This window comes from Mesorhizobium sp. M0663 (genome assembly GCF_040320585.1).
Taxonomy (GTDB): domain Bacteria; phylum Pseudomonadota; class Alphaproteobacteria; order Rhizobiales; family Rhizobiaceae; genus Mesorhizobium.
Map to the genome: position 1 here is coordinate 1 of NZ_JAMYPX010000040.1, position 22,112 is coordinate 22,112.

At 61.1% G+C, this 22,112-nt stretch carries 24 protein-coding genes and 1 pseudogene; 5 read left to right on the forward strand and 20 right to left on the reverse strand.

Annotated features, from left to right (window positions below; all coding sequences use genetic code 11):
- Positions 1–198, forward strand: a 198-nt coding sequence (locus NKI54_RS32450) for a hypothetical protein (protein ID WP_352693705.1), incomplete at its 5' end; no start/stop codon positions are given.
- A gap of 93 nt (positions 199–291) precedes the next feature.
- Here the strand turns inward: NKI54_RS32450 and NKI54_RS32455 are convergent.
- The 10 genes and pseudogenes from NKI54_RS32455 to NKI54_RS32500 all read right to left on the reverse strand — a co-directional run.
- Positions 292–396 (reverse strand): annotated as a pseudogene (locus tag NKI54_RS32455) (YqaA family protein); the annotation flags it as partial.
- Positions 397–432: 36 nt separating this feature from the next.
- The gene (locus tag NKI54_RS32460; protein ID WP_352693707.1) at positions 433–1,416 is read right to left on the reverse strand and encodes an oligopeptide/dipeptide ABC transporter ATP-binding protein; all 984 of its coding nucleotides are present in this window, start codon (positions 1,414–1,416) and stop codon (positions 433–435) included.
- Positions 1,409–2,422, reverse strand: coding sequence for an ABC transporter ATP-binding protein (locus NKI54_RS32465; RefSeq protein ID WP_023722128.1), 1,014 nt, complete (start codon positions 2,420–2,422; stop codon positions 1,409–1,411). The genes NKI54_RS32460 and NKI54_RS32465 overlap by 8 nt, the downstream gene beginning before the upstream one ends.
- A complete protein-coding gene (locus NKI54_RS32470; RefSeq protein WP_023722127.1) occupies positions 2,419–3,330 on the reverse strand; it encodes an ABC transporter permease in 912 nt (303 codons plus the stop codon). Before NKI54_RS32470 ends, NKI54_RS32465 begins: the two co-directional genes overlap by 4 nt.
- Positions 3,331–3,334: 4 nt before the next feature.
- Entirely contained in the window at positions 3,335–4,276 is a 942-nt protein-coding gene (locus tag NKI54_RS32475) for an ABC transporter permease (RefSeq protein ID WP_352693710.1), read from the reverse strand.
- A 28-nt stretch (positions 4,277–4,304) separates the two neighbouring features.
- Positions 4,305–5,867, reverse strand: a complete 1,563-nt coding sequence (locus NKI54_RS32480; protein WP_352577927.1) for an ABC transporter substrate-binding protein — start codon at positions 5,865–5,867, stop codon at positions 4,305–4,307.
- Positions 5,868–6,029: 162 nt separating this feature from the next.
- A complete protein-coding gene (locus NKI54_RS32485) occupies positions 6,030–6,470 on the reverse strand; it encodes a YqaA family protein (RefSeq protein ID WP_352693712.1) in 441 nt (146 codons plus the stop codon).
- A 9-nt stretch (positions 6,471–6,479) separates the two neighbouring features.
- On the reverse strand, positions 6,480–7,802 hold the full coding sequence (locus NKI54_RS32490; protein WP_352693714.1) for an MFS transporter: 1,323 nt from the start codon (positions 7,800–7,802) through the stop codon (positions 6,480–6,482).
- A 60-nt stretch (positions 7,803–7,862) separates the two neighbouring features.
- Positions 7,863–9,206, reverse strand: a complete 1,344-nt coding sequence (locus tag NKI54_RS32495) for a cation diffusion facilitator family transporter (protein WP_352693744.1) — start codon at positions 9,204–9,206, stop codon at positions 7,863–7,865.
- Positions 9,207–9,215: 9 nt separating this feature from the next.
- Entirely contained in the window at positions 9,216–9,497 is a 282-nt protein-coding gene (locus tag NKI54_RS32500; RefSeq protein WP_352693716.1) for a metal-sensing transcriptional repressor, read from the reverse strand.
- 169 nt (positions 9,498–9,666) lie between these two features.
- Between NKI54_RS32500 and NKI54_RS32505 the strand changes: the two genes are divergently transcribed.
- Genes NKI54_RS32505 through NKI54_RS32515 form a run of 3 tightly spaced genes read left to right on the forward strand, consistent with a single transcriptional unit; the run spans position 9,667 to position 11,552 of the window.
- Positions 9,667–9,987 (forward strand): hypothetical protein, encoded by a 321-nt coding sequence (locus NKI54_RS32505; RefSeq protein ID WP_352693718.1) that lies wholly within the window; start codon positions 9,667–9,669, stop codon positions 9,985–9,987.
- A 48-nt stretch (positions 9,988–10,035) separates the two neighbouring features.
- Positions 10,036–10,752, forward strand: coding sequence for a HupE/UreJ family protein (locus NKI54_RS32510; protein WP_352693720.1), 717 nt, complete (start codon positions 10,036–10,038; stop codon positions 10,750–10,752).
- A gap of 11 nt (positions 10,753–10,763) precedes the next feature.
- Positions 10,764–11,552 carry a hypothetical protein gene (locus tag NKI54_RS32515; RefSeq protein WP_352577931.1) on the forward strand — a complete coding sequence of 263 codons (789 nt, stop codon included), beginning with the start codon at positions 10,764–10,766 and terminating at the stop codon, positions 11,550–11,552.
- A 164-nt stretch (positions 11,553–11,716) separates the two neighbouring features.
- Here NKI54_RS32515 and NKI54_RS32520 read toward each other — a convergent pair whose 3' ends face one another.
- The gene (locus tag NKI54_RS32520; RefSeq protein ID WP_352452073.1) at positions 11,717–12,430 is read right to left on the reverse strand and encodes a HoxN/HupN/NixA family nickel/cobalt transporter; all 714 of its coding nucleotides are present in this window, start codon (positions 12,428–12,430) and stop codon (positions 11,717–11,719) included.
- Positions 12,431–12,451: 21 nt separating this feature from the next.
- A complete protein-coding gene (locus NKI54_RS32525; protein ID WP_502898290.1) occupies positions 12,452–13,093 on the reverse strand; it encodes a DUF1007 family protein in 642 nt (213 codons plus the stop codon).
- A gap of 395 nt (positions 13,094–13,488) precedes the next feature.
- On the opposite strand from NKI54_RS32525, the gene NKI54_RS32530 reads away from it, so the two are divergent.
- Positions 13,489–13,629 (forward strand): hypothetical protein, encoded by a 141-nt coding sequence (locus NKI54_RS32530; RefSeq protein WP_352577933.1) that lies wholly within the window; start codon positions 13,489–13,491, stop codon positions 13,627–13,629.
- 753 nt (positions 13,630–14,382) lie between these two features.
- Here NKI54_RS32530 and copD read toward each other — a convergent pair.
- From copD to NKI54_RS32570, 8 genes are all read right to left on the reverse strand, one after another.
- Positions 14,383–15,240, reverse strand: a complete 858-nt coding sequence (gene copD / locus NKI54_RS32535; protein WP_352623823.1) for a copper homeostasis membrane protein CopD — start codon at positions 15,238–15,240, stop codon at positions 14,383–14,385.
- Positions 15,241–15,242: 2 nt separating this feature from the next.
- Entirely contained in the window at positions 15,243–15,299 is a 57-nt protein-coding gene (locus NKI54_RS32540; protein WP_352693748.1) for a hypothetical protein, read from the reverse strand.
- Entirely contained in the window at positions 15,275–15,583 is a 309-nt protein-coding gene (locus NKI54_RS32545; RefSeq protein ID WP_352693722.1) for a copper resistance protein CopC, read from the reverse strand. Before NKI54_RS32545 ends, NKI54_RS32540 begins: the two co-directional genes overlap by 25 nt.
- Before the next feature lie 274 nt (positions 15,584–15,857).
- Entirely contained in the window at positions 15,858–16,400 is a 543-nt protein-coding gene (locus tag NKI54_RS32550) for a hypothetical protein (protein WP_352693724.1), read from the reverse strand.
- 287 nt (positions 16,401–16,687) lie between these two features.
- The gene (locus NKI54_RS32555; RefSeq protein WP_352693726.1) at positions 16,688–17,695 is read right to left on the reverse strand and encodes an AI-2E family transporter; all 1,008 of its coding nucleotides are present in this window, start codon (positions 17,693–17,695) and stop codon (positions 16,688–16,690) included.
- A 334-nt stretch (positions 17,696–18,029) separates the two neighbouring features.
- Positions 18,030–19,094, reverse strand: a complete 1,065-nt coding sequence (locus NKI54_RS32560; protein WP_352508357.1) for an ABC transporter ATP-binding protein — start codon at positions 19,092–19,094, stop codon at positions 18,030–18,032.
- A complete protein-coding gene (locus NKI54_RS32565; protein ID WP_352693728.1) occupies positions 19,087–20,757 on the reverse strand; it encodes an ABC transporter permease in 1,671 nt (556 codons plus the stop codon). The genes NKI54_RS32560 and NKI54_RS32565 overlap by 8 nt, the downstream gene beginning before the upstream one ends.
- Before the next feature lie 120 nt (positions 20,758–20,877).
- The gene (locus tag NKI54_RS32570) at positions 20,878–21,981 is read right to left on the reverse strand and encodes an ABC transporter substrate-binding protein (RefSeq protein WP_352577940.1); all 1,104 of its coding nucleotides are present in this window, start codon (positions 21,979–21,981) and stop codon (positions 20,878–20,880) included.
- Between the last annotated feature and the right edge of the window lie 131 nt (positions 21,982–22,112).

Consider the following 22,112-nt stretch of genomic DNA (forward strand, 5'->3'; position numbering starts at 1 on the left):
TCTGCTCAGTCTAACGTCTCGATTGGTCATGGCACTTCCCCTTCCACGGGAATCGGTGATCGCAACGTCACCACCGTGCCATGGCCGCTCGCCCCTCAGAGCAGGCGCCGTTCTCTCTCCAAAACTTTTTGCAGAACCTTCAGCACACTATCGGCCTGCGCGCAGCCCCTCGACAAGGTCGCCGTCAAGAAGGGCTAGGCTTCCCGTCCGCCTGTATCAGACGTGGCTCTTGGGCTGGCTCCTTCGAACCAGTCGGGCCTAACCCGCTCAGGTTGGAGAAGCTTCGCGAGGTCAGATGACGCTCAGCGTCACGGCGGCAAGAACAAGATAACGGCCGACCTTGGCGGCAGTGACCAGCAAAAAAAGCTCGCGCAGGACACCGGCAATGACAGTCAGCCTCGCGAAACGCGTTGGGGGCAGAAACGCCATCTTTCAGATAACCGGGCGGCGGCCGCTATCGGCCAGATGACAGGCTGCCACGCCGCCATGCGGCACCGATCGCAGCATCGGTTCCTCGACCCGGCAGACATCGATCGCCACCGGACAGCGCGTGTTGAACCGGCACCCCGGAGGCGGCGCGCTGGGACTTGGCGGATCGCCGGCGAGAATGATCCGGCGGCGCCCGGCTTCGATGCGAGGATCGGGAGAAGGAACAGCCGACAGCAGCGCCTGGCTGTAGGGATGGGCCGGCTCGCGAAACAGCGGGCGGGTCAGGCCGGCTTCCGAGATGCGGCCGAGATACATCACCGTCACGTTCGAGCAGACCTCGCGCACGATCGCCAGATCATGCGCGACAATGACAATGGTCAGGCCAAGCTGTTTCTGCAACGACGTGAACAGGTTGACGATCTGCGCCCGGATCGAAACGTCGAGCGCGCTAAGTGGCTCATCGCAGACCAGTATGGACGGCTTCAGCGCGAGCGCGCGCGCAATCGAAACGCGCTGGCGCTGGCCGCCGGAAAGCGAGCGTGGAAGCCGATCGAGCACCGTCTCAGGCAGCGCAACCAGGTCCAGAAGCTCGGCGATGCGGCGCCGGCGCTCGACTGATGAACCGAAGCGATGAATCTGCAGCGGCTCCTCCAGTGTCTGGTAGACGGACTGGCGGCGGCTCATCGACCCCAACGGATCCTGGAAGACGAACTGGATTTCGCGGCTGAACGACTTCCTGTCCGATTTCAGCCATTCGGTGCGATCCCTTCCCCCGATCAGGACGGTGCCTTCGCTCTCCTTCTGCAAACCGACGATGGTGCGCGCCAGCGTAGTCTTGCCGCAGCCGGACTCGCCGACGATGCCGTGGAACGCGCCGCGCGCGACCGTCAGGTTTATGCCATCGACCGCCCGCACCGCGCCGACACCCGAACGGTTGGCGAAATGGACCTTTAGTCCCCTGACCTCGATCGCCGCGACATCAGACATGGACGGCGATCCCCTCTCGTTTCAGCACGACCGGGCAAGCCACACGGTGCGGGCTCGTCGACGCGGATATCGTCTGCAGCGGCGGCCGGTGCTGCCGGCAACCGGCTTCGACCAGTTCGCAGCGCTCGGCAAACCGGCAACCCGGTTCCAGCCTGATCTGGTTTGGCGGCAGGCCAGGTATCTCGCGGGTCGCCGCGCGTTCGTCGGCGCGAAAATCCGGCACCGATGCGAGCAGCCCGCGCGTATAGGGATGGACTGGCCGGGTCAGCACATCCATCGCCGTCCCCTCCTCCGCCACCTGGCCGGCGTAAAGCACGATGACGCGATCGGCGACGGAAGCGACCACGCCGATATCGTGCGTGATCAGCACGACCGCGATGCCATCCTCGCGCTGGATCTGACGGATGAGCTCCAGGATTTGCGCCTGGACCGTGGCGTCCAGCGCCGTGGTCGGCTCGTCTGCGATCAGCACGCGCGGCCGGGCCGCCAGCGCCAGCGCGATCATCGCGCGTTGCAGCATGCCGCCCGACATTTCGTGCGGATAGCGGTTATAGCGATCCTCGGGGTCCGGGATGCCGGAGCGCGCCAGAAGCGAGACCGCTTCCTTGCGCGCTGCCTCATGCGACAGGCCAGCGAAACGGCGCGCCTGGCGTGCCAGCTGCGGGCCGATTTTCAGCATCGGGTTCAACGCGCTCATCGGGTCCTGGAAAATCACGCCGAAATAGCGCCCGCGCAGGTCCGACAATTGCCGGGAACCGATGCTGAGCAGTTCGCTTCCGTCGGCTCGCGCCGACCCTTTCATGTCCACGGTCACGCCCTCGGGCAGCAGGCCGAGCGGACCGAGCGTCATTACGGTCTTTCCCGAACCGCTTTCGCCGACGACCGCGACCGTTTCTCCGGGACGGACGTTGAACGACACCCCGTCGACCGCCCGCACAGAAACGGTGGTGGCGTAGAGGTCGATGACCAAATCTTCGATCGAATAGATTGGCTGAGCGTCGCTCATGCTGAAGTCGTTCCCGTTTCGACGGCGTTACGCTCGGCTTCTTCGCGAGCGCGCGCCCTTCGGCGTCTGCGCAACGTCGCGCCGCGAACCGGCCGCGGCACCTTTTGCAATGCGAAGGCTTCGCCCAGAAGGTTAAAGCTGACCACGACCAGCGTCAGCGCCAGACCGGGCAGCACGACGAGGCGCGGCACCTCCTCGATGTAGCTCATGCCGTCGACCAGCATCTGGCCCCATTCCGGTGTCGGCGGTGCGACGCCAAGTCCGAGAAAGCTGAGCGTGGCGATGGCCAGCACAAGAGCGCCGGCGTCGGCGCTTGCATAGACCACGACGAGGGCAAGCACATGCGGCAGGATATGGCGAACAAAAATCCACAGATGGCCGGCGCCCATCACGCGGGCCGCCTCGATATAGGGCTGCTGCAGCTCGGCGGTGACGACGGCGCGGCTCATGCGGGCATAGTTCGCCCACCACGCCAGGGTGAGCGCCGTTATCATCGACCAGTAGCCGGTGCCCAGAATGCCGATCAACGCCAGCGCGATCACCAGGCTCGGAAGTGCCAGCGCAATATCGATGATGCTGATAAGGACGAGCTCGACACGGCCGCCGACATAGCCGGCGAAGGAGCCGATCGTGACCCCGATCGCCAACGCGGCCACAAGCACGATCACCATCGCCACCAGGGAAATGCGGGCGCCACCGACGATGCGGCTGAAGACGTCTCGGCCGAGATAGTCGGTGCCGAGCCAGTGGTTCCAGCTCATGCCCTCCAGTGTCGCCGAATAGTCCTGCGCACTTGGATCGTAAGGCATGATAGCAGGAGCGAAGATGCCGATCAGCACAAAGCCGATTACGGGGAGCAGCACCAGCCACGGCCAGTCCTTGATGTCCCTGATAGCGGAAATGTTCATCGCCTCATGCTCCCCGCGCCCGGCGCATTCGCGGATCCGCGACGATGCAAATCATGTCGACGATGAAATTGACCATGACGAAGAAGACGACAAACAGCAGCAGCACCGACTGCATGCCGATGAAGTCGCGGAAGCGGATCGCCTCGATGAAAAAGGCACCGACGCCGCGCAATGCAAATACCGTCTCGACGACGATCGATCCGATGATCATCAGCGTGAATTGCGCGCCGAATGTCGTCAGGAACGGAATGGCGATGTTGGGCAGCGCCTCGCGCAGCAGCACCTGCGTTCTGGTATAGCCCTTGGCGAAGCCGGTTGTCGCAAACGGCCGCGACATCGCTTCCTGGAGGTTGACCCGAACGACGCGGCTGAGAACGGAGGCCGGGAACAGCGCGATCGTCACCCACGGCAGAAGCCATGAGGTGAAGCCGCTGGTCCCGAAGGTGGGTACCCAGCCCAGCATCACCGAAAACACGATGACCAGCAGCGCCGCCACGAAGAAGTTCGGGGTCGACGCGCCGATCAGCGAAAATGCATGGAGGAACCTGTCCATCACGCCACCATTGCTGACGGCGCCGGCAATGCCGAGCGCGATCGAGAAAATGAAGGCGAGAATGCCGCCGCCGGCAAGCAGAGCCGCCGTCATCGGGATGCGGGCGGCAAACTCCGACGAGATCGGCTTTCCCGTTCGCAGTGAGATGCCGAAATCCCCGGCCAGCGCGCCGGAAAGCCAGCGTCCGTAGCGGATCGGCAACGAGTCGTAGAGACCGAGCTCGTTGCCAATCTTGGCGATCATTTGCGCGTCAGCGCCAGGACCTGCCGCACGCTCGGCAATGAGCGCCGCAACATTGCCCGGAGCCGCCGCAACCAGGGCGAATGTCAGCGCGGATGCCGCCAGGATCAAAAGGCAGGCAAGCAGCATCCGTCGCAGGATCGTGCGTTTCATCGTCAGGCCTCACTCGGGCTCGAAGTCTTCAGGCCTTCAGCGTGATCGCCTTGAACGGCAAGTCGTAGTCAGTCGCCGGAAGCGAGAAGTTCTCTGCGCGCGGATTGTGAGCCCACAGCCGCTGGCTGACGACAAGCGGACAGATGGCGGTGTTGTCGTGCAGCCAATCGTAGAGAGCCTGCATCTTCAGGTCGCGTTCGGCGCCGCTCGCCTCGAGCGCAGCCTTGACTACGCCGTCGAGCGCGTCCGAGACATAGATCTTGCCGTCAGGCCCGCTGTCCGCCGTCGAGACGAAGGCATTGCCAAGGGTCCCGTGAGGGTCATAGGGAGCGCCATAGGTGGTGAAGAAAGCGAGATCATAGTCGAAGGCCGGACGCCGTTCATGCATGGTGGCATTGTCCACCGAGGAGACTTGGACCTGGAAACCGACCTCGGACAATTGACCCTGGATCATTTCGGCGATGCGCCGCGATCCCGGCAGGGACTCTTCGGAAACCAGAAAGTCGATGGTCAGAGGAGAGCCAGCCTTGGTCCAGGCGCCGCCGCTCTCTGCCCAGCCCCCGTCGGCAAGTATCTTCTTGGCCGCCGCCACGTCACGCACCGGCACGTCATGCCGCTTGCCCGACGACGGCACGTTCGCCGGGAACAGATCGGCGGCCGGGTCGGCAAAGCCCTCGAACAGGACCTTGGCGATCGCCGCCCGGTCGACCGATGCATAGACGGCATCGCGAACGGCCTTGTCGGCGATGATCTTCGACTTCGGCGAATAGCCGAGCAGCATCGTCGCGGTGCCCGGCTCGGCAACAACCTTCATGCCGTCGCTTTCCAGCGCACGGGCGCGGCGCGGCGATAGCGTCGCCACCCAGTCGCCACCGATGACATCGAGGTCGCCTGAGCGGAGGCCGTTGGCACGAGCGAGTTCATCGGGAACCACCTTCAATTCCATGCGGCTGAAAAGCGGCTTCTCGCCCCAGTATTTGTCGTTGCGAACGAGGCTGGTGCCGCTCGAATCGTATTTTTCGACGATCCATGGACCGGTTCCGATCGGCGCCGTCTGCTTGCCATCCTTGTCGACTGCCTTGGGCGACAGGAAACGAACTGGGCGGACGATGGTGAGTTCGAGGAGTGCGGCCGGCACCGGTCGCTTCAGCTTGACCGTCAGCTTGTTTGGTCCGTCCGTGACAATGCTGTCGAACGCATCGGAAATGCCGATCCAGGAGAAGTCGCTCACCCCCATCCATCGCTTGAGGTTCCATTCGGCTGCGGTGGAATCGAACGGCGTGCCGTCGCTGAAGGTCACGCCTTCACGCAGATCGAAAGCGATCGAAAGCTGATCGTCGGCAATGGTCCATTTGGTGGCAAGTCCCGGCTCAAGCGCACCGTTCTGGCCGTAGTGGATCAGCGCATCGAAGACGATGGTGTAGGTGCTCAGCGTTGAAACATTCTGCAGCAGGTCGAGATCGCCGGTCTCCGCGGCGATGGCAATCTTCAGCGTGTCGTTGGTTTCGGAAAAGGCGGTGCGTGGCAGCGCAGCGGCGAAGGCAAGGCCGGCGGTGGAAACAAGGAAATTGCGGCGGTCGAGAGTGATCATTTCAGTTCCCCATTTTGATTGATTGGTAGCGATTGTACACATGCATTCCCATTTGTATAGACATATTCGGCGCCAATCCAAGTTGGCGCGCAGCGCTGCGCTTGGCAAAGGAAAGCGCCATCCTGCGTAATGTCGCGGTGCCGGCGCGGGTCTCGACAAGCGCTAAGTCCAGCTCAGCGTCATCGCCGTCAGCGCGAGGTAGCGGCCGACCTTCGCGATCGTGACGATCGCAAGGAAGCTCCAGAATGGCTCCCGCAGCGCCCCCGCCACGACCGTCAGCGGATCGCCGACGAGAGGCAGCCAGCTCAACAGCAGCGACCATCGTCCATAGCGCTGATACCATCGCGTCGCGCGCGTCAGTGCGGAGGGCCTCACCGGGAACCATTTGCGGTCGCGAAAGCGATCGACGCCGCGGCCGAGCCACCAGTTGACGATGGAGCCGAGCACATTGCCTGCGCTTGCGGAGACGATGAGCAGAGCCGGAGCATAGCTTTCTGTCAGAAGCAGTCCCGCAAGGGCTGCTTCCGATTGCATCGGCAGGATGGTCGCCGCAGCGAACGCGGTCAGAAATAGGCCGCCATAGATGGCGAACTCGCCAGACATTTCGAGCTCTCAGCTTGTCTTGGGCCATTTCGGGTGCCGATCATCGACGACGTAGCCATGCGAATGCTCATAACCCGCTTCCGACCATACCGCGTCCCCAATATGACGGTCGTCCTCTGGCAGATCGACATGCGTATGCACAAGCACGTCGGGATCATGTTTCGGCCAGAGCCAGATCGCGGCAAGCAGAGCAGCGGCGCCTATGACGCCGAGCAGAATGAAGGTGAAGGGCAATCCCATCGCCGCACCGACGCGCCCGGCAATGGGATAGGTGATCAACCAGCAGGCATGCGAAAGCGCGAATTGGGCAGCAAACAGAGCGGGCCGGTCGACGGCATCGGCGGAACGCCTGATCAATCGGCCCGAAGGCGTCTGCGCCAGCGAATAGCCGAGCCCCAGCACGAACCAGAGCGGCAGCAGCAGATAGTAGCTGCCGGCGAGCGGTCCTACCAGCACGCCCGCGACCAGGATCGCGGCGCCCGAGAGCATCGCAACCCGGTCCGGGACGTTCTCCAGCAGCCGCGGCAGGGCAAGGGCTGCAATCATCGATCCGCCGCCGAAGGCTGCGAGCGCCAGCGCCGTGTCGCTTTGCGAGAGGCCGAACTGCGCCTGCACCAGGACGACCGTGTTGACGATCACCATCGCGCTTGCCGCCGCGACGGCAACGTTAAGGGCCAGCAGCCCGCGCAATCGCGGCGTCGCCAGATAGATGCGGATTCCGCGCGTCGTGCGCTCATAGATGCCGCGCGGCTCCGAGGCTTGCGGGCTGGGGAGCACCACGGAGACGACCAGCGCCGCGGACGCCAGGAAGCCGACAACCGTACCGGCGAACAGGCCGTGGAAGCTGATGACGGAAAGCAGCGCCGCCGCCAGCATGGGACTGACGACGCTTTCCAGATCGTAGGCCAGTCGCGACAGCGACAGGGCCCGCGTGTAGTCCTTCTCCTCGGGCAGCACGTCAGGGATCGAGGCCTGGAAGGCCGGAGTGAAGCCTGCCGACGCCGACTGCAGGACGAAGATGAGAAGATATACCTGCCAGACTTCGGTAACGAAGGGCAGGAACACCGCGACCACAGCCCGGATGAGGTCGAGCGAAACCAGCATGGTGCGGCGTGGCAGGCGCTCGGCGAACGCGGCGGCGACAGGCGCCACGCCGACATAGGCGATCATCTTGATGGCGAGCGCCGTGCCGAGCACCGCGCCGGCGTCGGCGCCGGCAAGATCATAGGCCAGCAGCCCGAGCGCCACGGTGGCAAGGCCGGTGCCGATCAGGGCGATGACCTGGGCCAGGAAGAGATGACGGTAACTGCGATTGGCCAGGACCTGAAGCATATTTGTCTTCTTGCAGCGGATGACGGTTCGTCGAGAACTGGCGCGAACGGCCTGCCTGTCTCAGTGATGGTGACCTTCCGGCTCGACCATCTTGAACGGCAGCACCTGCTCGCGACCCTTCGCGGCCAGGATCAACCTCGCCTGGAACTCATGCGGCTCGGCAGGGGCGATGGTGCTCTCAAGCCGATGATGGTTGTCAGCGACGGGCTCGAGGCGAAGCATCTCTGGCCCTTCGGGTCGGTCGATGATCACAGTCGCTGTCAAATCATCGGCGTGGCGATCGATGGTTAGCCGCATCCGTTCACCGCCGGGCGTATCGACGATTTCCAATGTCCCTGCAGCCAGCTCGCATACGACCTTGAACGGCTCCGGTGCATGATGATGAGCATGAGAGGTTTCCCCCCGCTTGGCGGTCGAACCGGCTGAGCTTTCGAGGCGGACATTCGCCTCCGCCAACGCCGGCAAGTGGGCGAACAGTTCCTCCTTAAGGGCTTCGCTGACGCCCAGTACGTCTTTGGCCGTCGCCGCATCCGGAACACTGATGGCGACGTCGGCATGTAGGCGATGGCCGATCCAGCGCGCCTGCACACTTCCAAGGCGCTCGATGCCGGACACATGTTCGGCGGCATGATGGATTTCGTCGATGATGCCGGGCTCCACACCATCGAGCATGCGCGTCAACACGGCTTTCGACGACTGCCAGACGATGGCGAAGATCGCCGCGGTGATCAGCAGTCCGATGATCGGATCGGCAAGCGGAAAGCCCAGCCAGACGCCGATAGCGCCCAGCACGACCGCCAGGCTGGTAAAGCCGTCGGTGCGGGCATGGTAGCCGTCCGCGATCAGCGCCGCGCTGTTGATCTCTCGTCCGACGCGGATGCGAAATACGGCGACCGCTTCATTGCCGATGAAGCCTATGAGGCCGGCGATGGCGACCCAGCCAAGAAATGCGATGGGACGCGGATTGATCAGCCTGTCGATCGCCTCATAGCCTGCGACGATGGCGCTGAAAAGAATGATGAGAACGATGACGATCCCGGCCAGATCCTCGACGCGGCCCAGGCCGTAGGTGAACGCCTTGCTCGGTTTGCGGCGGACCAGCATGAAGGCGATCCACAGCGGGACGGCGGTGACCGCGTCGCCGATATTGTGGATGGTGTCGGCCAGCAGCGCCACGCTGCCGGAGAGGAACACGACCACAAGCTGGAGCGCTGCCGTGACGGCCAGAACGACGAATGACCATTTGATTGCCCAGATGCCGCGCGTCGTCGTGGCGATCGTCGGATCGATGACGCCGTGGGTGTGGCCATGGCCGCCATCACCATCACCATGATCATGTCCATGGCCGCCGAAGCCCTGCGTCATCGGACCGAAGCCGAACCAGTCGCGTATCTTATCCATTATGGTGTTCTCTCACAGGTACTTGGTGATATCCTTGAACTCGTCGATCGAGCGGCGCTGCTCGCGCGCCAGCGGCCCGACGACGTCTTCAAGGCAATGGTTGAGATGATCCTGGATCAGGGTCTTCTTGGCTTGCGCGATGGCCCTCTCGACAGCATGGAGCTGCTGGGCAAGATCGAGGCAGGGCCGGCCCGCTTCGATCATTTCGATGACGCCCTTGAGATGTCCGCCAGCCCGCTTCAGGCGCTTGACGATATCGGGATGGGTTTCGTGGGTATGAGGCTGCTTGCTCATCTCTTGATACTATCCTCTTGGAGGGGATACAACAAGCCTCAAAGAGGCCTCGATTCCGGTGCAGTCAACAACCATTCGTTAGGATTTTGGAGAATAATCGCCGTTCATGCCGAATCGGATCCACAGCACAGTTTTTTGTCTGGTCATCGCTTTAGCGATGATGTTCGGCGTGCTGCGTCCTTTCGGCTATTCGACCTCACACGATCCGATCGCGATTGCCACCGCGGTTGAACGTCACGGCGGAGCCGCCGCGCAGATCGAAGATCATGACCACGCACACGATGACGGCGTTGCCGACGAGCAGAGCGCTGGCCATTTTCACGGGCACAATGCGGCCGACCACTCGCACGAGACGGCGAGCACGCCAGCCGACTTCGCACCGACCGTTCCACAGGTCGGACGGGGCTGGCTGAATTACCCGCCGACTTCCGTCGATCCGGGCACGACATTCCGGCTCGAGCGACCGCCGAGACCATTCCTCGCCGCATGATCGCGGCCGCTCGCGCGGCCACCCTCAACGACGAAGATTGGAAATTTTATGCAAGAACCCTTCGACCGGGGCCACTGGCGACCCGCCCTGCCCCTGCTTATCGCTCTGCTGACCCTGCCGCTGCTCGCCGGGGCAGCCTTTGCCCATGCCGTCGCCGCCGGCGACAAGGGCTACATCCAGGAAATCTCGGGCATCAACGTGTTGCCCTTCATCTATCTCGGCGCCAAGCACATGGTGACCGGATACGACCACATCCTGTTCCTGTTCGGGGTAATCTTCTTCCTCTACCGGATGAAGCATATCGGCATCTATGTCAGCCTGTTTGCGCTCGGCCACTCCACGACCATGCTGCTTGGCGTCTACTTCAACGTCGGCATCAACAGCTACATCATCGACGCGATCATCGGCCTTTCCGTGGTCTACAAGGCGCTCGACAATATGGGCTCTTTCCAGCGATGGCTCGGCTTCCAGCCGAACACCAAGATCGCGACGCTGGTCTTCGGCTTCTTCCATGGTTTCGGCCTGTCGACGAAGATCATCGAATACAACATCTCGCCGGACGGCCTGGTGCCCAACCTTTTGGCCTTCAATGTCGGCGTCGAGATCGGGCAGCTCTTGGCTCTTGGCGCCATCCTGATCGTGATGGGCTGCTGGCGCCGGACACGAAGCTTCTGGCGCCACGCCTATACCGCAAACGTCATCATGATGACGGCTGGTTTCCTGCTGATCGGATATCAGCTCACCGGCCTGTTCGTCGCCGCATAAGGAACCGAATCATGTACAACACCGACCTTCCCAGCCGCGCCGATTTGCCGACGTCAGCGCAGCTCAAGCGCTCCACCTTCATTGCCGCGCTGACGGCGTTCGCCTTGCTCATCACGGTCGTCATGCCGTCCGAGTATGCGATCGACCCGACTGGAGCAGGCAGATTGCTCGGCCTCACCAGAATGGGCGAAATCAAGACACAGCTGGCAGCCGAGGCGGCAGCCGACGAAATGGCCAGCGCGAAGGCACCAACCGAGCGGATGACGCAAATGGTCCCTCCGGCCGAATTGATGGCGCGCATGGACCGAATTGAAAACCTCCTCGTCGCTCTGACCGCCGAACGGCCTGCTTTGCAGCCGTCGCCAACTGGGGAGGCGGTATCCCAAGACAATGTGACAGTTGGAGAGATCGCTCCTGCCGAGGCTCCGGCCATTGCTACAACGCCTGCCACCGAAGCAACCTCGGAAGCCCCGATCCAGCCAGATGGAAGGCAAGACGAGCTATCCTTCACGTTGGCGCCAGGCCAGGGTGCCGAAGTCAAGCTCGTGATGCGGCAGGGCGCCAAGGCAAACTTTTCCTGGACAGCTGACGGTGGCGTGGTGAACTTCGAGACGCACGGCGATGGCGGCGGTCAGTCCGTCAGCTATGAAAAGGGTCGCAGCGTTCCAGCTGACGAAGGTGCCATTGAAGCCGCCTTCGATGGAAATCACGGTTGGTTCTGGCGCAACCGCGGTGGCAGCGACGTGACCCTGACGATCCAGACTGAAGGCGACTACATCGACATCAAGCGTATGATCTAGCGCATACAGGGTCGCCCGGCGCCACTTCGAGCGTCGGGCGTCACCTATCCGTCTGTTCCACCGACGAGCGCAGATGCACGTCGAAGCTTTGCGCCGCGAGGAAGACACGGCTGACCTTCAGGTAAACGGGTCTTGATCCACCGCTCGATCTGGTTCACGGCATTTCAGCCCGACGTGATCTGCCAAACGGCTACGCCGGCAAGCGCCAAGCCGGCAGCGCCCTCAATGGCTCGGGAAATGGCATCGAACAGGCGTGGCCGGCTATCGAAAAAATGCACCAGACGTTCACGAAACAGGATCGACAGCACCGCAACGCAAGACAGCGTCAGCGCCACGCCGGCCATCATGGTGATTGCGAAAAGAATGCCGGCGACCGGAACGCCCCTGGATATCGCAAAGGTCATCACGAAAAGCGTCAGCGGGCATGGGATCAGGCCGGCCATGACGCCGACGGCCTCGCCCTCATGCTTGTGGTGATGGCCGTGGCTCAATGCGCGCCAGAGCATCCAAATGCCGATCAGGCCAAGCAGGCCCCGACTGACGTCTTCCAGCAGCGGGGCGCGGCCAACACTGCCCAGGGCAATCGATACCAACGGCAACGAGAGCGCCGCGATCAGCACGGCAATCGTTACATGCGTGAAGGAGAGTGTCAGCGACACCAGAAGCCCACGCCGGACGCTGGCGTCCGATCCTGCCAGATAGGTGGCCAGGACAGCCTTGCTATGGCCCGGCGTCAGCGCATGCGCCGCACCGAACAGAATGCCCATGGGCAGAAAGGCCGTGAACGCCAGCCAACCGCCGCCGGCCGCAAGCAGTTTGATCTGCTCGGCCAGCGCCAGGTAGATCGTGCGTTGGAACTCGACCAGCGTCTGGAACATGGCCATCGAACCGGCTCCGGGTCAGCCGCACGTCAATTCGAGGCGCGTCGCGAAAATCTTGCCGAGATCGGTCCCCGTCGGATCACTGAAGAACGCGTCTGTCAGGCTCTTCTGGTTCTGCGCGATGGCCGTGTCCGGATCTGGACGGACGACGGAACGTGAGCAGCCTTGCGGCAGACCGGCCACCGCAAGCTTGTCGTCGTCGGTAAAATCGATTGCCGTGTAGAAGGTCGGATCGTAGACACCGATGCTGACTTTTCCAGCAAGGGCCAACGGGTCCTTCGGCTGCGTTTCGAACTGGACGACGAGTTGATCGTTTTCATAGCTGACGCTGAACTTCGGCGGTGGCGCCATCGTCACGTCCTTGCCGTTCAAGGTCACCATCTGAAAGTAGTTGTACTCGGCCAACGACGCATGGACGGTGAGAGCGACTTCATCGAGTTCCTTGGCATCAAGGACAAGGTCGGAATTCTTGTCGAATTCCATCAGCACGGTGCTGGAAAAGAGGTCGTCGAAACGCCAGAGATGCCGAAGCGACTTGAGCGTTCTGTCTGGACCGACGGTCAGGTCCAGCGTCGCTTCGGCAAACACATGCGGATGGGCGTTCGCTGCCGCGGCGGAAGCGAGCAACAGCGCGCCTGATACCATGCCTGTCAGTTGCATTTTTCGCTCACATTTCGCTCGTCGATTCCGCATCAGACAGGACACCTGCCATTGCAAGCAGGCCGAAATGGGACGGGCCAAAGCCCAACCTTGATCGATCAGGGCTGTGTTGCTTCATTTAAGGAGGCAGCTACCCAAGGTCGCCCTTCAGCCAATGTTTGAGCATGATCACCGCGATACCAGCAAGGATTGCCACCACTATCATCCAGATGATCTTTTGCCGATCGCTCAATTTGCTGCTCCAGATCGATTCAGAGCATTCCTATCGCGAGTTCCTTGCAAACGCAAAAAGCCCCGCGTCCCGTGCAGATAACACCAGCTGATCCGCCCTAGTCGTCGGCGATCGAGCTTGCAATGACCGTGTTCGATGTGATTCCGGACCTCGGGAACGTCAAATGGACAAGCTGCTTGCGATTGCCGGCTGTCAATATGTAGAGTTTGGAAACTTGCATTCCGTTTCTGTCCTCGCCGATTGTTTCGGCATCCGTCCGGGCGAAGAAACGCTCCTTGAATGGCGCGCGGTCGACATCGAATAGCTTTATGGAGCAAGTTTGCACGTCACCCCGATCATGGTTTTGGCCGGGAGGTCGTCACCGGTCGCCTCGCAGCCCTGGAAGGCGTCTACGTCATCGACGGGGGCAAGTGCTGCGTCGCCGGACAACGGAGTCCATCCGCGTCTCCTGGCCGCAGCGACGGTTCGTTCGAAGTCAGGTCCATGGGCAAGACAAATACCAAAAAGCTTCCAACGCCAGATCGACATTATCGGCACGCACCAGCGGCGATCTCAGGCATATAGCAGCGAGCGCCGGGATAAAGAGGGGCTTCGACATCAGCACACCGCAGGGTCAAAAAATGGACCCTCTGGCACGTTAGTCAAGAATGCCATTTAGCGGGCCCAGCGGCTGCGACGAGATCGACCTCCATCCGACTGTCGGCGGCTGCGCCGTCGCCCCGTAGTATCATTCGCCAGTTATTCTCCGACGCGGTCCGCATTGAAGACCCGCGGTAGCCGTCGAACTTGTGTGTCCATCCCTCGGCCCTCGGGAGGCTTCTCCACCAGGGTGGGGATCAAAGGAGCGATGAACGCTGGCCGGCTGGGGCTGGCAGTTACTCGTTTACGCATGGAATCGTGTCTAGGTGGCAGGCATATATCCGCGCTCCACACGTCCCGACGTTGGTTGAGATCGGCAGCCAGACCGGCCAGCCACTCTGTGCGCCAGGCGGATAGAGGTGAGTGTCGATCGCGAATTGCAGAAACGTTGCCAGCGGATAATTGCAAAGTCAGCGCGTCACGCGTACGGATCCATAAGCCCCAGCGCGCTTACATCCATAAGCACCCCAAACCCGATGATCTGCTCCAGCGCAACGTTGCGAGATAATGTGCCCAAGCTTTTGGCCGGTTCGGACTTCATGCGGCTGACCAGGGCGTATCGGTTGTAGACCGCCAAACTGACCATCGCGACGAATAGGCTGATCTTGAACAGGAGAATTCGACCGTAGCTGTTGCGCGGATCGGGGAACGAGCCAAGCACGAGCCAAGTGTTCATGGCGCCCGTCAAAAAAATGAGCGCAACCGCCACCATACCAAAGCGGGAGAAGCGCCACAGGACGGTTTCCACGCCTGCGACTTCGGATGGATGCCGCTGTGCTGCCGCGATAAGCAGGCCGAGGGGCAGGAGGCCACCTATCCACGCCCCGGCACTTGCAACATGGAGAGCTTGAGTCAGTGAGCCTAGAAGGCCCAACGCCGCCGCGTGGCCCTGCCAACCCTCGCAGGTCAGTAGCAAGAAAGCCGGCCCGACGATCAATTCGGGCCGCCCCGAGAAACTGATCACCAGGAGCAGGAGAACGAGCGAAAGGCGAACAAACCAAACAGTTCCGAAGTCGCTTTCCATGAGGACGCCGCGCAAGGTGTCAACCATACCCTCGCGTCCGGAGAGCCCGGCCGTAAAGCACAGCAGCCAAATTGCCGCGAAGATTGCGGCCGCAAGTGCGAGGGCAGGATTGATGTTACGGGGTAGAGGCGCAAGCGCGGGAGCCGCGGTTCTGCCTAGCGCATAGAAAGGGAAGAGTGCCGACCCGAATAGAATCATCACTGAGAGGAAGTAGACCCACCGGGCGAAGGCCAGAGTGCCATCAACGTCCATTTCTACGGTCTGACTTCAAATTTGAAATTGCCCTTCACCTTGTGCCCGTCTGCTGACAGCGCGTGCCAATCAACTTGATAAACACCCGGCGCAAGGGACCTTGATCAGGTGCCACCATGTCCTTATCCTGCACCGCGATCTCCGTGGTGATCTTCGCACCATCCGGCCCCGAAAGATCGATGCCCGAGAATCGAGCCTCAATGGATTCGCTAAAGCGCAGTCGAATCTCAGTGGGCGGAGCGGCAATGGTGCTATTGATCTCTGGAGTAGCCTCGACCAATCGAGCATGCGCAAGCGCCTGGCCGGATAATGGCACGCTCCACAGCGCAACTGTGGCGATCATTCGGATAGTCCGGTTCAACGCGAACTCCTCCCGCGACGACGGTCATCAAAGACTATGCACTTCCTGACGAATATACGAATATTTGGTATTGCAGGGCCGCCACTGTTCGAGCTGTCACGAAACTTTCCATTTGCCGGAAGTGATGGGAGATCAGGCCAACACGCTACCGACCGCCGAGACTCTCGATTGAAGGTCACGGACGCCGCAAGCGTTTGTAATTATCAGGACAAGCGCGGGCGAAACAAGCGTTGGCGCCCGCGTGACTCCATTTCAGCTACTTAACCGGGATCATGAGATGTGCGTATGGAGTGCCCGGCCACATCACATAGGGCTTGGATGTGTCAGGCTTGGGGTCCGTCGGATAGCCCTGCATCATGTCCATTGCGTTGACGATCATCACATGCGGGCCGGTCTCTATCCAATTGTTGCCTTCCTCGGGCTTCGTCGCATAGGGATCGGTGTTGCTGCCATCGGTACCGCCGGACAGCATGTACATGAAGCCGACCTTGCCCTTGGGCGGTTCCTTCTTTTCCATCCATGCCATCGCCCATTCCATCGCATTGGCATCGCCGCACATTGGGTCCGGGCCGGGCGTGGACGGGCTGTCTGGCATGCACCAGAAGCCGTTCTTGCCCTCGCGCAGGGTGCGCATGGCGCCCTTTTCATCCGCGGCGTAGACCGCAGCGCCGCTTGCCACGGCAGGTGGTGCAGCAGATTCAGCGCTCTTGATCATCGCAGCGTCGTCGGCGGCTGCGCCTTGCATCGTAGCCAAACTGCCTGCCGCCAAAAGGGCAGCGACCGTCAGAAGCCGTTTCATGGCCGTTCTCCGGTTTGAGTTGATCTTGTGCATGATGTCCGACGCACGGCTTTCCAGAGCCGTTTGTCGGTGATCAAACACTAGCAGATTACATGCCTCCGGACAATTTACGTTTTAGCGCTGTCTAATGTCTTTGCAGGGGGCGTGCTATTAAACGGGGGCCTTCAAATCAGTCACGAAACTCCTGAGGGTTCACTAACCAAGATGGTGCTGTTCAGCGAGTGGCCAAATTTGCGCGGTTTCCCGGCAACCTTGCTTGCATCGTCAAATCGCCACCTGCCCTAACCCTAGATTAGCCCGCGCATCGTCAGTTCAGCCTTCAGATAGGCATAATAGATCGGCGCGGCGACAAGACCCGGCATACCGAACCAGGCTTCCATGAAAACCATCGCCAGAAGAAGCTCCCAGGCACGCGCATTGATCCGCGAACCGATGATCTTGGCGTTTACGAAGTATTCGAGCTTGTGAATGATGATGAGAAAGGCAAGCGAGCCGAGCGCTGCAAGGAAGGAGATGCTGAGGCTGACAACCACGATCACCGTGTTGGAGATCAGATTGCCGATGACCGGCAGAAGGCCAGCGACGAAAGTCAGCGCTATCATTGTCCTGATGAATGGCAGATCGATGCCGAAGGACGGCAGAACAGCGACGAGATAGATCGCCGTCAGAAACGTATTCAACGCCGAAATCCGGATTTGCGAGAACACGATGTTGCGAAAGGCCTTGCTCAGAATGTTGACACGATCCGCCAGCGCGACCGCCAGTGGGCCGGGCTCGCGCGATGGCGCCGCCGAGCTCACCGCGATCAAGCCGCCGATCACCATGCCGACGACAATGTGGACCACCAGGACGCCAACATCCCGCCCAACGAGTTGAAGCTGGCCGGCATGTTCGCGGAGCCACCGGGCCGCGAAGACTTCCAGTTCCTCGATGTTCGACGGAAAATAGGCCATCGCCCAGGATGGGAGATGGACGCGCGCGGTATCGATGATCTCGGCCATCTTCTTGAGGAGCGTCACGACGTTCTCCGAACCGCCAGTCAATTGCGACATGCCGCTAAAGATAGCGGCGGCTACCAGGAGAGTGAAGATCAATGCCACCAAGGTCAGCGCAAGGCTTTTCGTCAGGCTGTTGGAGACGCCGATTCGATGGAGCATCGGTGCGGCGAAATGAACGATGTTGAACACGAGAAGGCCCGAAAGCAGTGCCGGAAGCAGTCCGAGTTCGAGAACGGCGACGAGCGCTATAAGCGCAAGCAGGCACGACGCGAGATAGAACCATGAGAAAGTCAGCACTTTTCACCTGCAGAAGCAGCCAAGTCCTCTCCGGGTTTCATTAGCTTTGATACCCGGTGATGCGCAAGCGAACACGCCTTCGACACGTGTGTAAGGCTAACCGCCTCGCAGATCCCATGCTTGCGCGCCAGGTCGCCCGCTTTTGCCCCGCCTCATGCTCACGCAGGACCGCGATGATCAGCTCTTGCGTAAACCGCATTCTCTTCATCAGTCCGCCCTTCAATCGAGGCCGGACTTTAATCTCAGATGGAGGAAATTACCGATGGCAGGTCAGCCGCTCGAGGATGTTTATGCCGGTTGGCAAGAATGATCCTCTTCGTAGTGAAGCCGAAGTTCATTCCGCCGCGAAGACCATCAGATCCTCGAACGGGAACTCGACATAGTATTGGCCGGACGGAAGGGCGTCCCGGGAATAGGTCCGGATTGTCAGGTCATTGCTTTCGAAAATGACTTCATGCCGATCGCCAAGGAAAAGGCTCTCGACGCAGGTCATGGCGATACGTCCAGGCCCGTCCTCCCCGGACCACGTCACCCGCTCAAGCCGGACGAGTGCGGTGACTTTGGCGCCGACGGTCAGCTCCTGCTGGGCGCTGCCCACAAGATGGATGCCGTTGGCGACAATTTCCGCACGGTTGCCGTTGATGGCGGTGACCACGCCGTCAAGGCGATTGCTGGCACCCATGAACTCTGCTGCAAACAGGCTCTTCGGCTTGTTGTAGATTTGCTTGGGCGTTCCGTCCTGTTCGATCTGGCCGCCGTTGAGCAGCAGGATGCGGTCGGCGAGCGCCATCGCTTCCACCTGATCATGGGTGACGCACAGCGCCGATAGCCCGAGATTGGTGATGAGGCGGCGCAGCCAGATCCGCGCTTCTTCGCGTAGCTTGGCGTCTAGATTGGACAGCGGCTCATCGAGCAGAATCACGTTCGGCTCATAGACCAGCGCACGGGCCAGCGCCACGCGCTGCTGCTGTCCGCCGGAGAGCTGATGCGGATAGCGCTCGCCCAGTTTGCCGAGGCCGATGCTGTCCAAAGCCTTCTGGACGCGGCTCGCAACATCTGCCTGGGACACTTTGCGCAGCTTCAGGGGATAACCCACATTCTCGGACACCGTCCGATGTGGCCACAGCGCATAGGACTGGAATACCAGCCCGAGACCGCGCGTTTCCGGCGCCAGATTGATGTTCTGCCCGGCATCGAAAAGCGGCTTGTCACCGAGCAGTATCTTGCCGCTGTTGGGTGTCTCCAGACCGGCGACCGCTCGCAAGAGCGTCGTCTTGCCGGACCCGGACGCGCCGAGCAAGGCGACGATCTGACCCGGTTCGACCGAAAAGGACACACCTTTCAGGATCTCGAGGGTGCCGTAACTGAGGCGCAGGCCGTCTATGATGATATCAGTCATTGAGGCGGACTCCAAAGCGCATTGCGAGGGCAAGACCGGTCACGATGATGACGGTGTTGATGACGGCGAGAGCGGAAACCAGATCGATCGCGCCGGTGCCCCAAAGGGAAACCATGAGCGAGCCGATCACTTCGGTTCCCGGTCCGAGCAGATAGACGCCCGTCGAATATTCACGGGCGAAGATCAGGAAGATCAACAGCCAGGCTGAGAACATGCCGCCGCGGATGAGCGGCAGCGTGATGTCCCTGGCGACCCGGCCCTCGCTGGCGCCAACTGACCGGCCGGCTTCCTCGAGCTCCTTGCCGATCTGCAGGAGCGTTCCGGAAATCAGCCGCATGCCATAGGCGAACCACACAATGGTATAGGCGAGCCATACCGAGATCATCGTGGCACGCAGGGGTGCGATCGGCTTGAAGAAGAGAAATATCCACAGCATGGCAAGGCCAGCCACAATGCCCGGCATCGCCCGCGGTATCATGGCCACGTAATCGACGACTTTGGTCAGGGGTGCGTTCGAGCGGTGACCGGCGAGTGCCACGGCAGTATAGGCCGCGATCGAAGCCGCGCCGCCGACCACCGCGACGCCGACCGTGTTGAGAATGGCGCTGATGACATTCGGATAGTCAGCGAGATCGCGATAGTGATCCAACGTCAGCACCTGGAAGATATTCACCCCGACGCCCCAGCTTGTCACCAGTGAACGAATTGCGACGCCGCCCACCGGTATGATCACGGTGGCCGCGAACCAGGCCACCACAAGCGCGAAGGCCGGCCAGCGAAGAGCGCCCAGCCGGATGGGGTTGTGCCGACTGCCCTTGCCTTTGACAGACACATAGCGGCTGGCGTTGCGCAGCATGTAGCGCTGCAGCACCACCAGCGGCAGCGCGATCATGATGATCGCCACCACCACTACGGCCATCAACTGGTAGGAAGGAACACCGAGCTTGTTGGTGAGCTTGTAGAGATAGGTGGCGAGAACCAGCACGCCTTCCGGATCGCCAAGCACCAGCGGCAGGCCGAAAAGTTCGAAACCGAGGAAGAACACCAGAACCGCCGCATAGAGCACCACCGGCATCACCATGGGCAGCGACACACTGGCGGCGACGCGCCAAGGGCCAGCGCCGGCGGTGCGTGCCGCCTCTTCGAGGTCGGCGCCAACGTTGCGGAGCGCCGCCGATGCATAGAGATAGACATGTGGGACATGGGTGAGCCCGGCAATGATCGCGATCGATGTCACCGAATAGACATTCCAGGGCACGTAGCCGATCATCGACTTGACCGCCAGCGAGACGAAGCCGACTGGTCCCAGTGTCATCACATAGCCGAAGGCCAGCACCACCGCCGACATGAAAACCGGGATCAGGATGATCGGCTCCAGCCAGCGCTTGCCCGGCACGTCGGTGCGCACGATGATGAACGCCAGCAGGATTCCCACCGGAACTGCGATCACCGTCATGCCCACCGCGAGCTTGAGCGAAGTCGTCAGCGCTAGCCAGAAATCCGCGTCCGCGAGGATGAAGCTGTAGGCGTTCAGCGACAGATGCGCGGTTTTCTGGAAGAAAGGCGCGGACAGAAAACTCTGATAAATGATCAGGGTGACCGGTGCCAGCACCACCAGGATGGCGAGGAGGTTGGTGCTGATACGAAAGACACGGAAGGGCATGATCGCCTCGAACAAAGCCGGGGGCCGTCCGCTAGCAAGAGCGCAAGCGCGCCGTTCCGATGATTCTTAATAGCAAGAAGGGTGAGAGAGCCGACTGTGGAGGCACTCCCGATCAAGCGATTACTCGCCCTTCATGGCCTTCTGCCACTCGTTGAGGAACGCCAGCCGTGTCGTCTCGTCGAGACCTTCGAGCAGCTTGTCGTCGAGCGCGATCGGGTGAACGTTTTCACCGGCGGCGGCCTTTATGGACGCCAGCGTGGTTGCCCCTTCAACGTCATCACGAACGGCATAGAGCTTGATGTCGTCGGCGATCAGCTTCTGCGCGCGCGCCGACAGCAGATAGTCCACGAATAGCTTCGCAGCATTGGGATCCTGGGCTTCCGCCGGAATGACGGTGGCGCGGGTGGTCACCAGGACATAGTCCTTCGGGATTATCACACCGAGGTTCTCGTCCTTGGCCTGCTTGGCGAGGCCATATGAGCCGAAGATGCCATAAGCGATGGAATGTTCGCCAGACGTGACCTTCTCGATCATCGAGCCGGCGGAGCTGTAGAGCTTGATATGGGCCTTGCCAAAAGCCTTGTTAAGCGCCCAGGAATCGGTCCAGTTCTTGGCGTCCTGGTTGTAGAAATAGAAGCCGACACCGGATTTTTCCGGATCGTAGGACGCGATCTTGCCATCATATTCTGCGGTCTTCCCGGTCATCAGCTTGAGAAGATCGGCGTGGGTTGCGGGAACATCGCCTTCAGGCACGAGACGCTTGTTGTAGACGAAAGTCACCGGGTCGGCGGTGGTACCATAGACCATGTCCTTGTAGGACGCCCAGGCCGGAAGGTGGGCCGCCTCCACGGATTTGTATTCCTGCGCATAGCCGTCTGAGGCAAGTTTGATCTGCAGATCCGGAGCCGAAGACCATGCGACATCTGCCGTGCCTTGGCCCGAAGCGGTTTCGGCAATGACGCGATTGTAGAGTTCGGTGGAATTGAGGTCGGAATATTCGACGGCGATGCCGGGGAATGCTGCTTCGAAGTCCCTGAGCAAGGGCTGGACCAGCGCCGCATCGGTCGTCGAATAGATGCTGAGGTGTCCTTCCGCGGTGGCGGCGGCCACCAGATCCTTGTAGTTGTCCGGATACCCGGCGGGGATCTCGGCAGCGGCGGCAAGCGTCACAAAAGCGGCTGACAGCGAAAACGCGGCCATCATCGTCGCAAGACGATTTTTCATTACGGTCTCCTCCAAGTTCGCCTAAATCGTACCTCCTCCAGGCACAAAAGGCGAGTATCATCCTGACCTGTCACCAACCTGTCACGGCGATGTCGAGGTTTGCTCAGCCGACTAGGCCCGATGGGTCGTGA

Coding starts and splice junctions, on each gene's coding strand:
- NKI54_RS32550 (WP_352693724.1), bottom strand. CDS start 16,400: ATGAAACGGCTTCTGACGGTCGCTGCCCTTTTGGCGGCAGGCAGTTTG.
- NKI54_RS32510 (WP_352693720.1), top strand. CDS start 10,036: ATGCAAGAACCCTTCGACCGGGGCCACTGGCGACCCGCCCTGCCCCTG.
- NKI54_RS32525 (WP_502898290.1), bottom strand. CDS start 13,093: ATGCAACTGACAGGCATGGTATCAGGCGCGCTGTTGCTCGCTTCCGCC.
- NKI54_RS32485 (WP_352693712.1), bottom strand. CDS start 6,470: ATGTCTGGCGAGTTCGCCATCTATGGCGGCCTATTTCTGACCGCGTTC.
- NKI54_RS32475 (WP_352693710.1), bottom strand. CDS start 4,276: ATGAAACGCACGATCCTGCGACGGATGCTGCTTGCCTGCCTTTTGATC.
- NKI54_RS32565 (WP_352693728.1), bottom strand. CDS start 20,757: ATGCCCTTCCGTGTCTTTCGTATCAGCACCAACCTCCTCGCCATCCTG.
- NKI54_RS32545 (WP_352693722.1), bottom strand. CDS start 15,583: ATGATCGCCACAGTTGCGCTGTGGAGCGTGCCATTATCCGGCCAGGCG.
- NKI54_RS32570 (WP_352577940.1), bottom strand. CDS start 21,981: ATGAAAAATCGTCTTGCGACGATGATGGCCGCGTTTTCGCTGTCAGCC.
- NKI54_RS32490 (WP_352693714.1), bottom strand. CDS start 7,802: ATGCTTCAGGTCCTGGCCAATCGCAGTTACCGTCATCTCTTCCTGGCC.
- copD (WP_352623823.1), bottom strand. CDS start 15,240: ATGGACGTTGATGGCACTCTGGCCTTCGCCCGGTGGGTCTACTTCCTC.
- NKI54_RS32465 (WP_023722128.1), bottom strand. CDS start 2,422: ATGAGCGACGCTCAGCCAATCTATTCGATCGAAGATTTGGTCATCGAC.
- NKI54_RS32480 (WP_352577927.1), bottom strand. CDS start 5,867: ATGATCACTCTCGACCGCCGCAATTTCCTTGTTTCCACCGCCGGCCTT.
- NKI54_RS32470 (WP_023722127.1), bottom strand. CDS start 3,330: ATGAACATTTCCGCTATCAGGGACATCAAGGACTGGCCGTGGCTGGTG.
- NKI54_RS32460 (WP_352693707.1), bottom strand. CDS start 1,416: ATGTCTGATGTCGCGGCGATCGAGGTCAGGGGACTAAAGGTCCATTTC.
- NKI54_RS32530 (WP_352577933.1), top strand. CDS start 13,489: ATGGACAAGCTGCTTGCGATTGCCGGCTGTCAATATGTAGAGTTTGGA.
- NKI54_RS32515 (WP_352577931.1), top strand. CDS start 10,764: ATGTACAACACCGACCTTCCCAGCCGCGCCGATTTGCCGACGTCAGCG.
- NKI54_RS32520 (WP_352452073.1), bottom strand. CDS start 12,430: ATGTTCCAGACGCTGGTCGAGTTCCAACGCACGATCTACCTGGCGCTG.
- NKI54_RS32560 (WP_352508357.1), bottom strand. CDS start 19,094: ATGACTGATATCATCATAGACGGCCTGCGCCTCAGTTACGGCACCCTC.
- NKI54_RS32500 (WP_352693716.1), bottom strand. CDS start 9,497: ATGAGCAAGCAGCCTCATACCCACGAAACCCATCCCGATATCGTCAAG.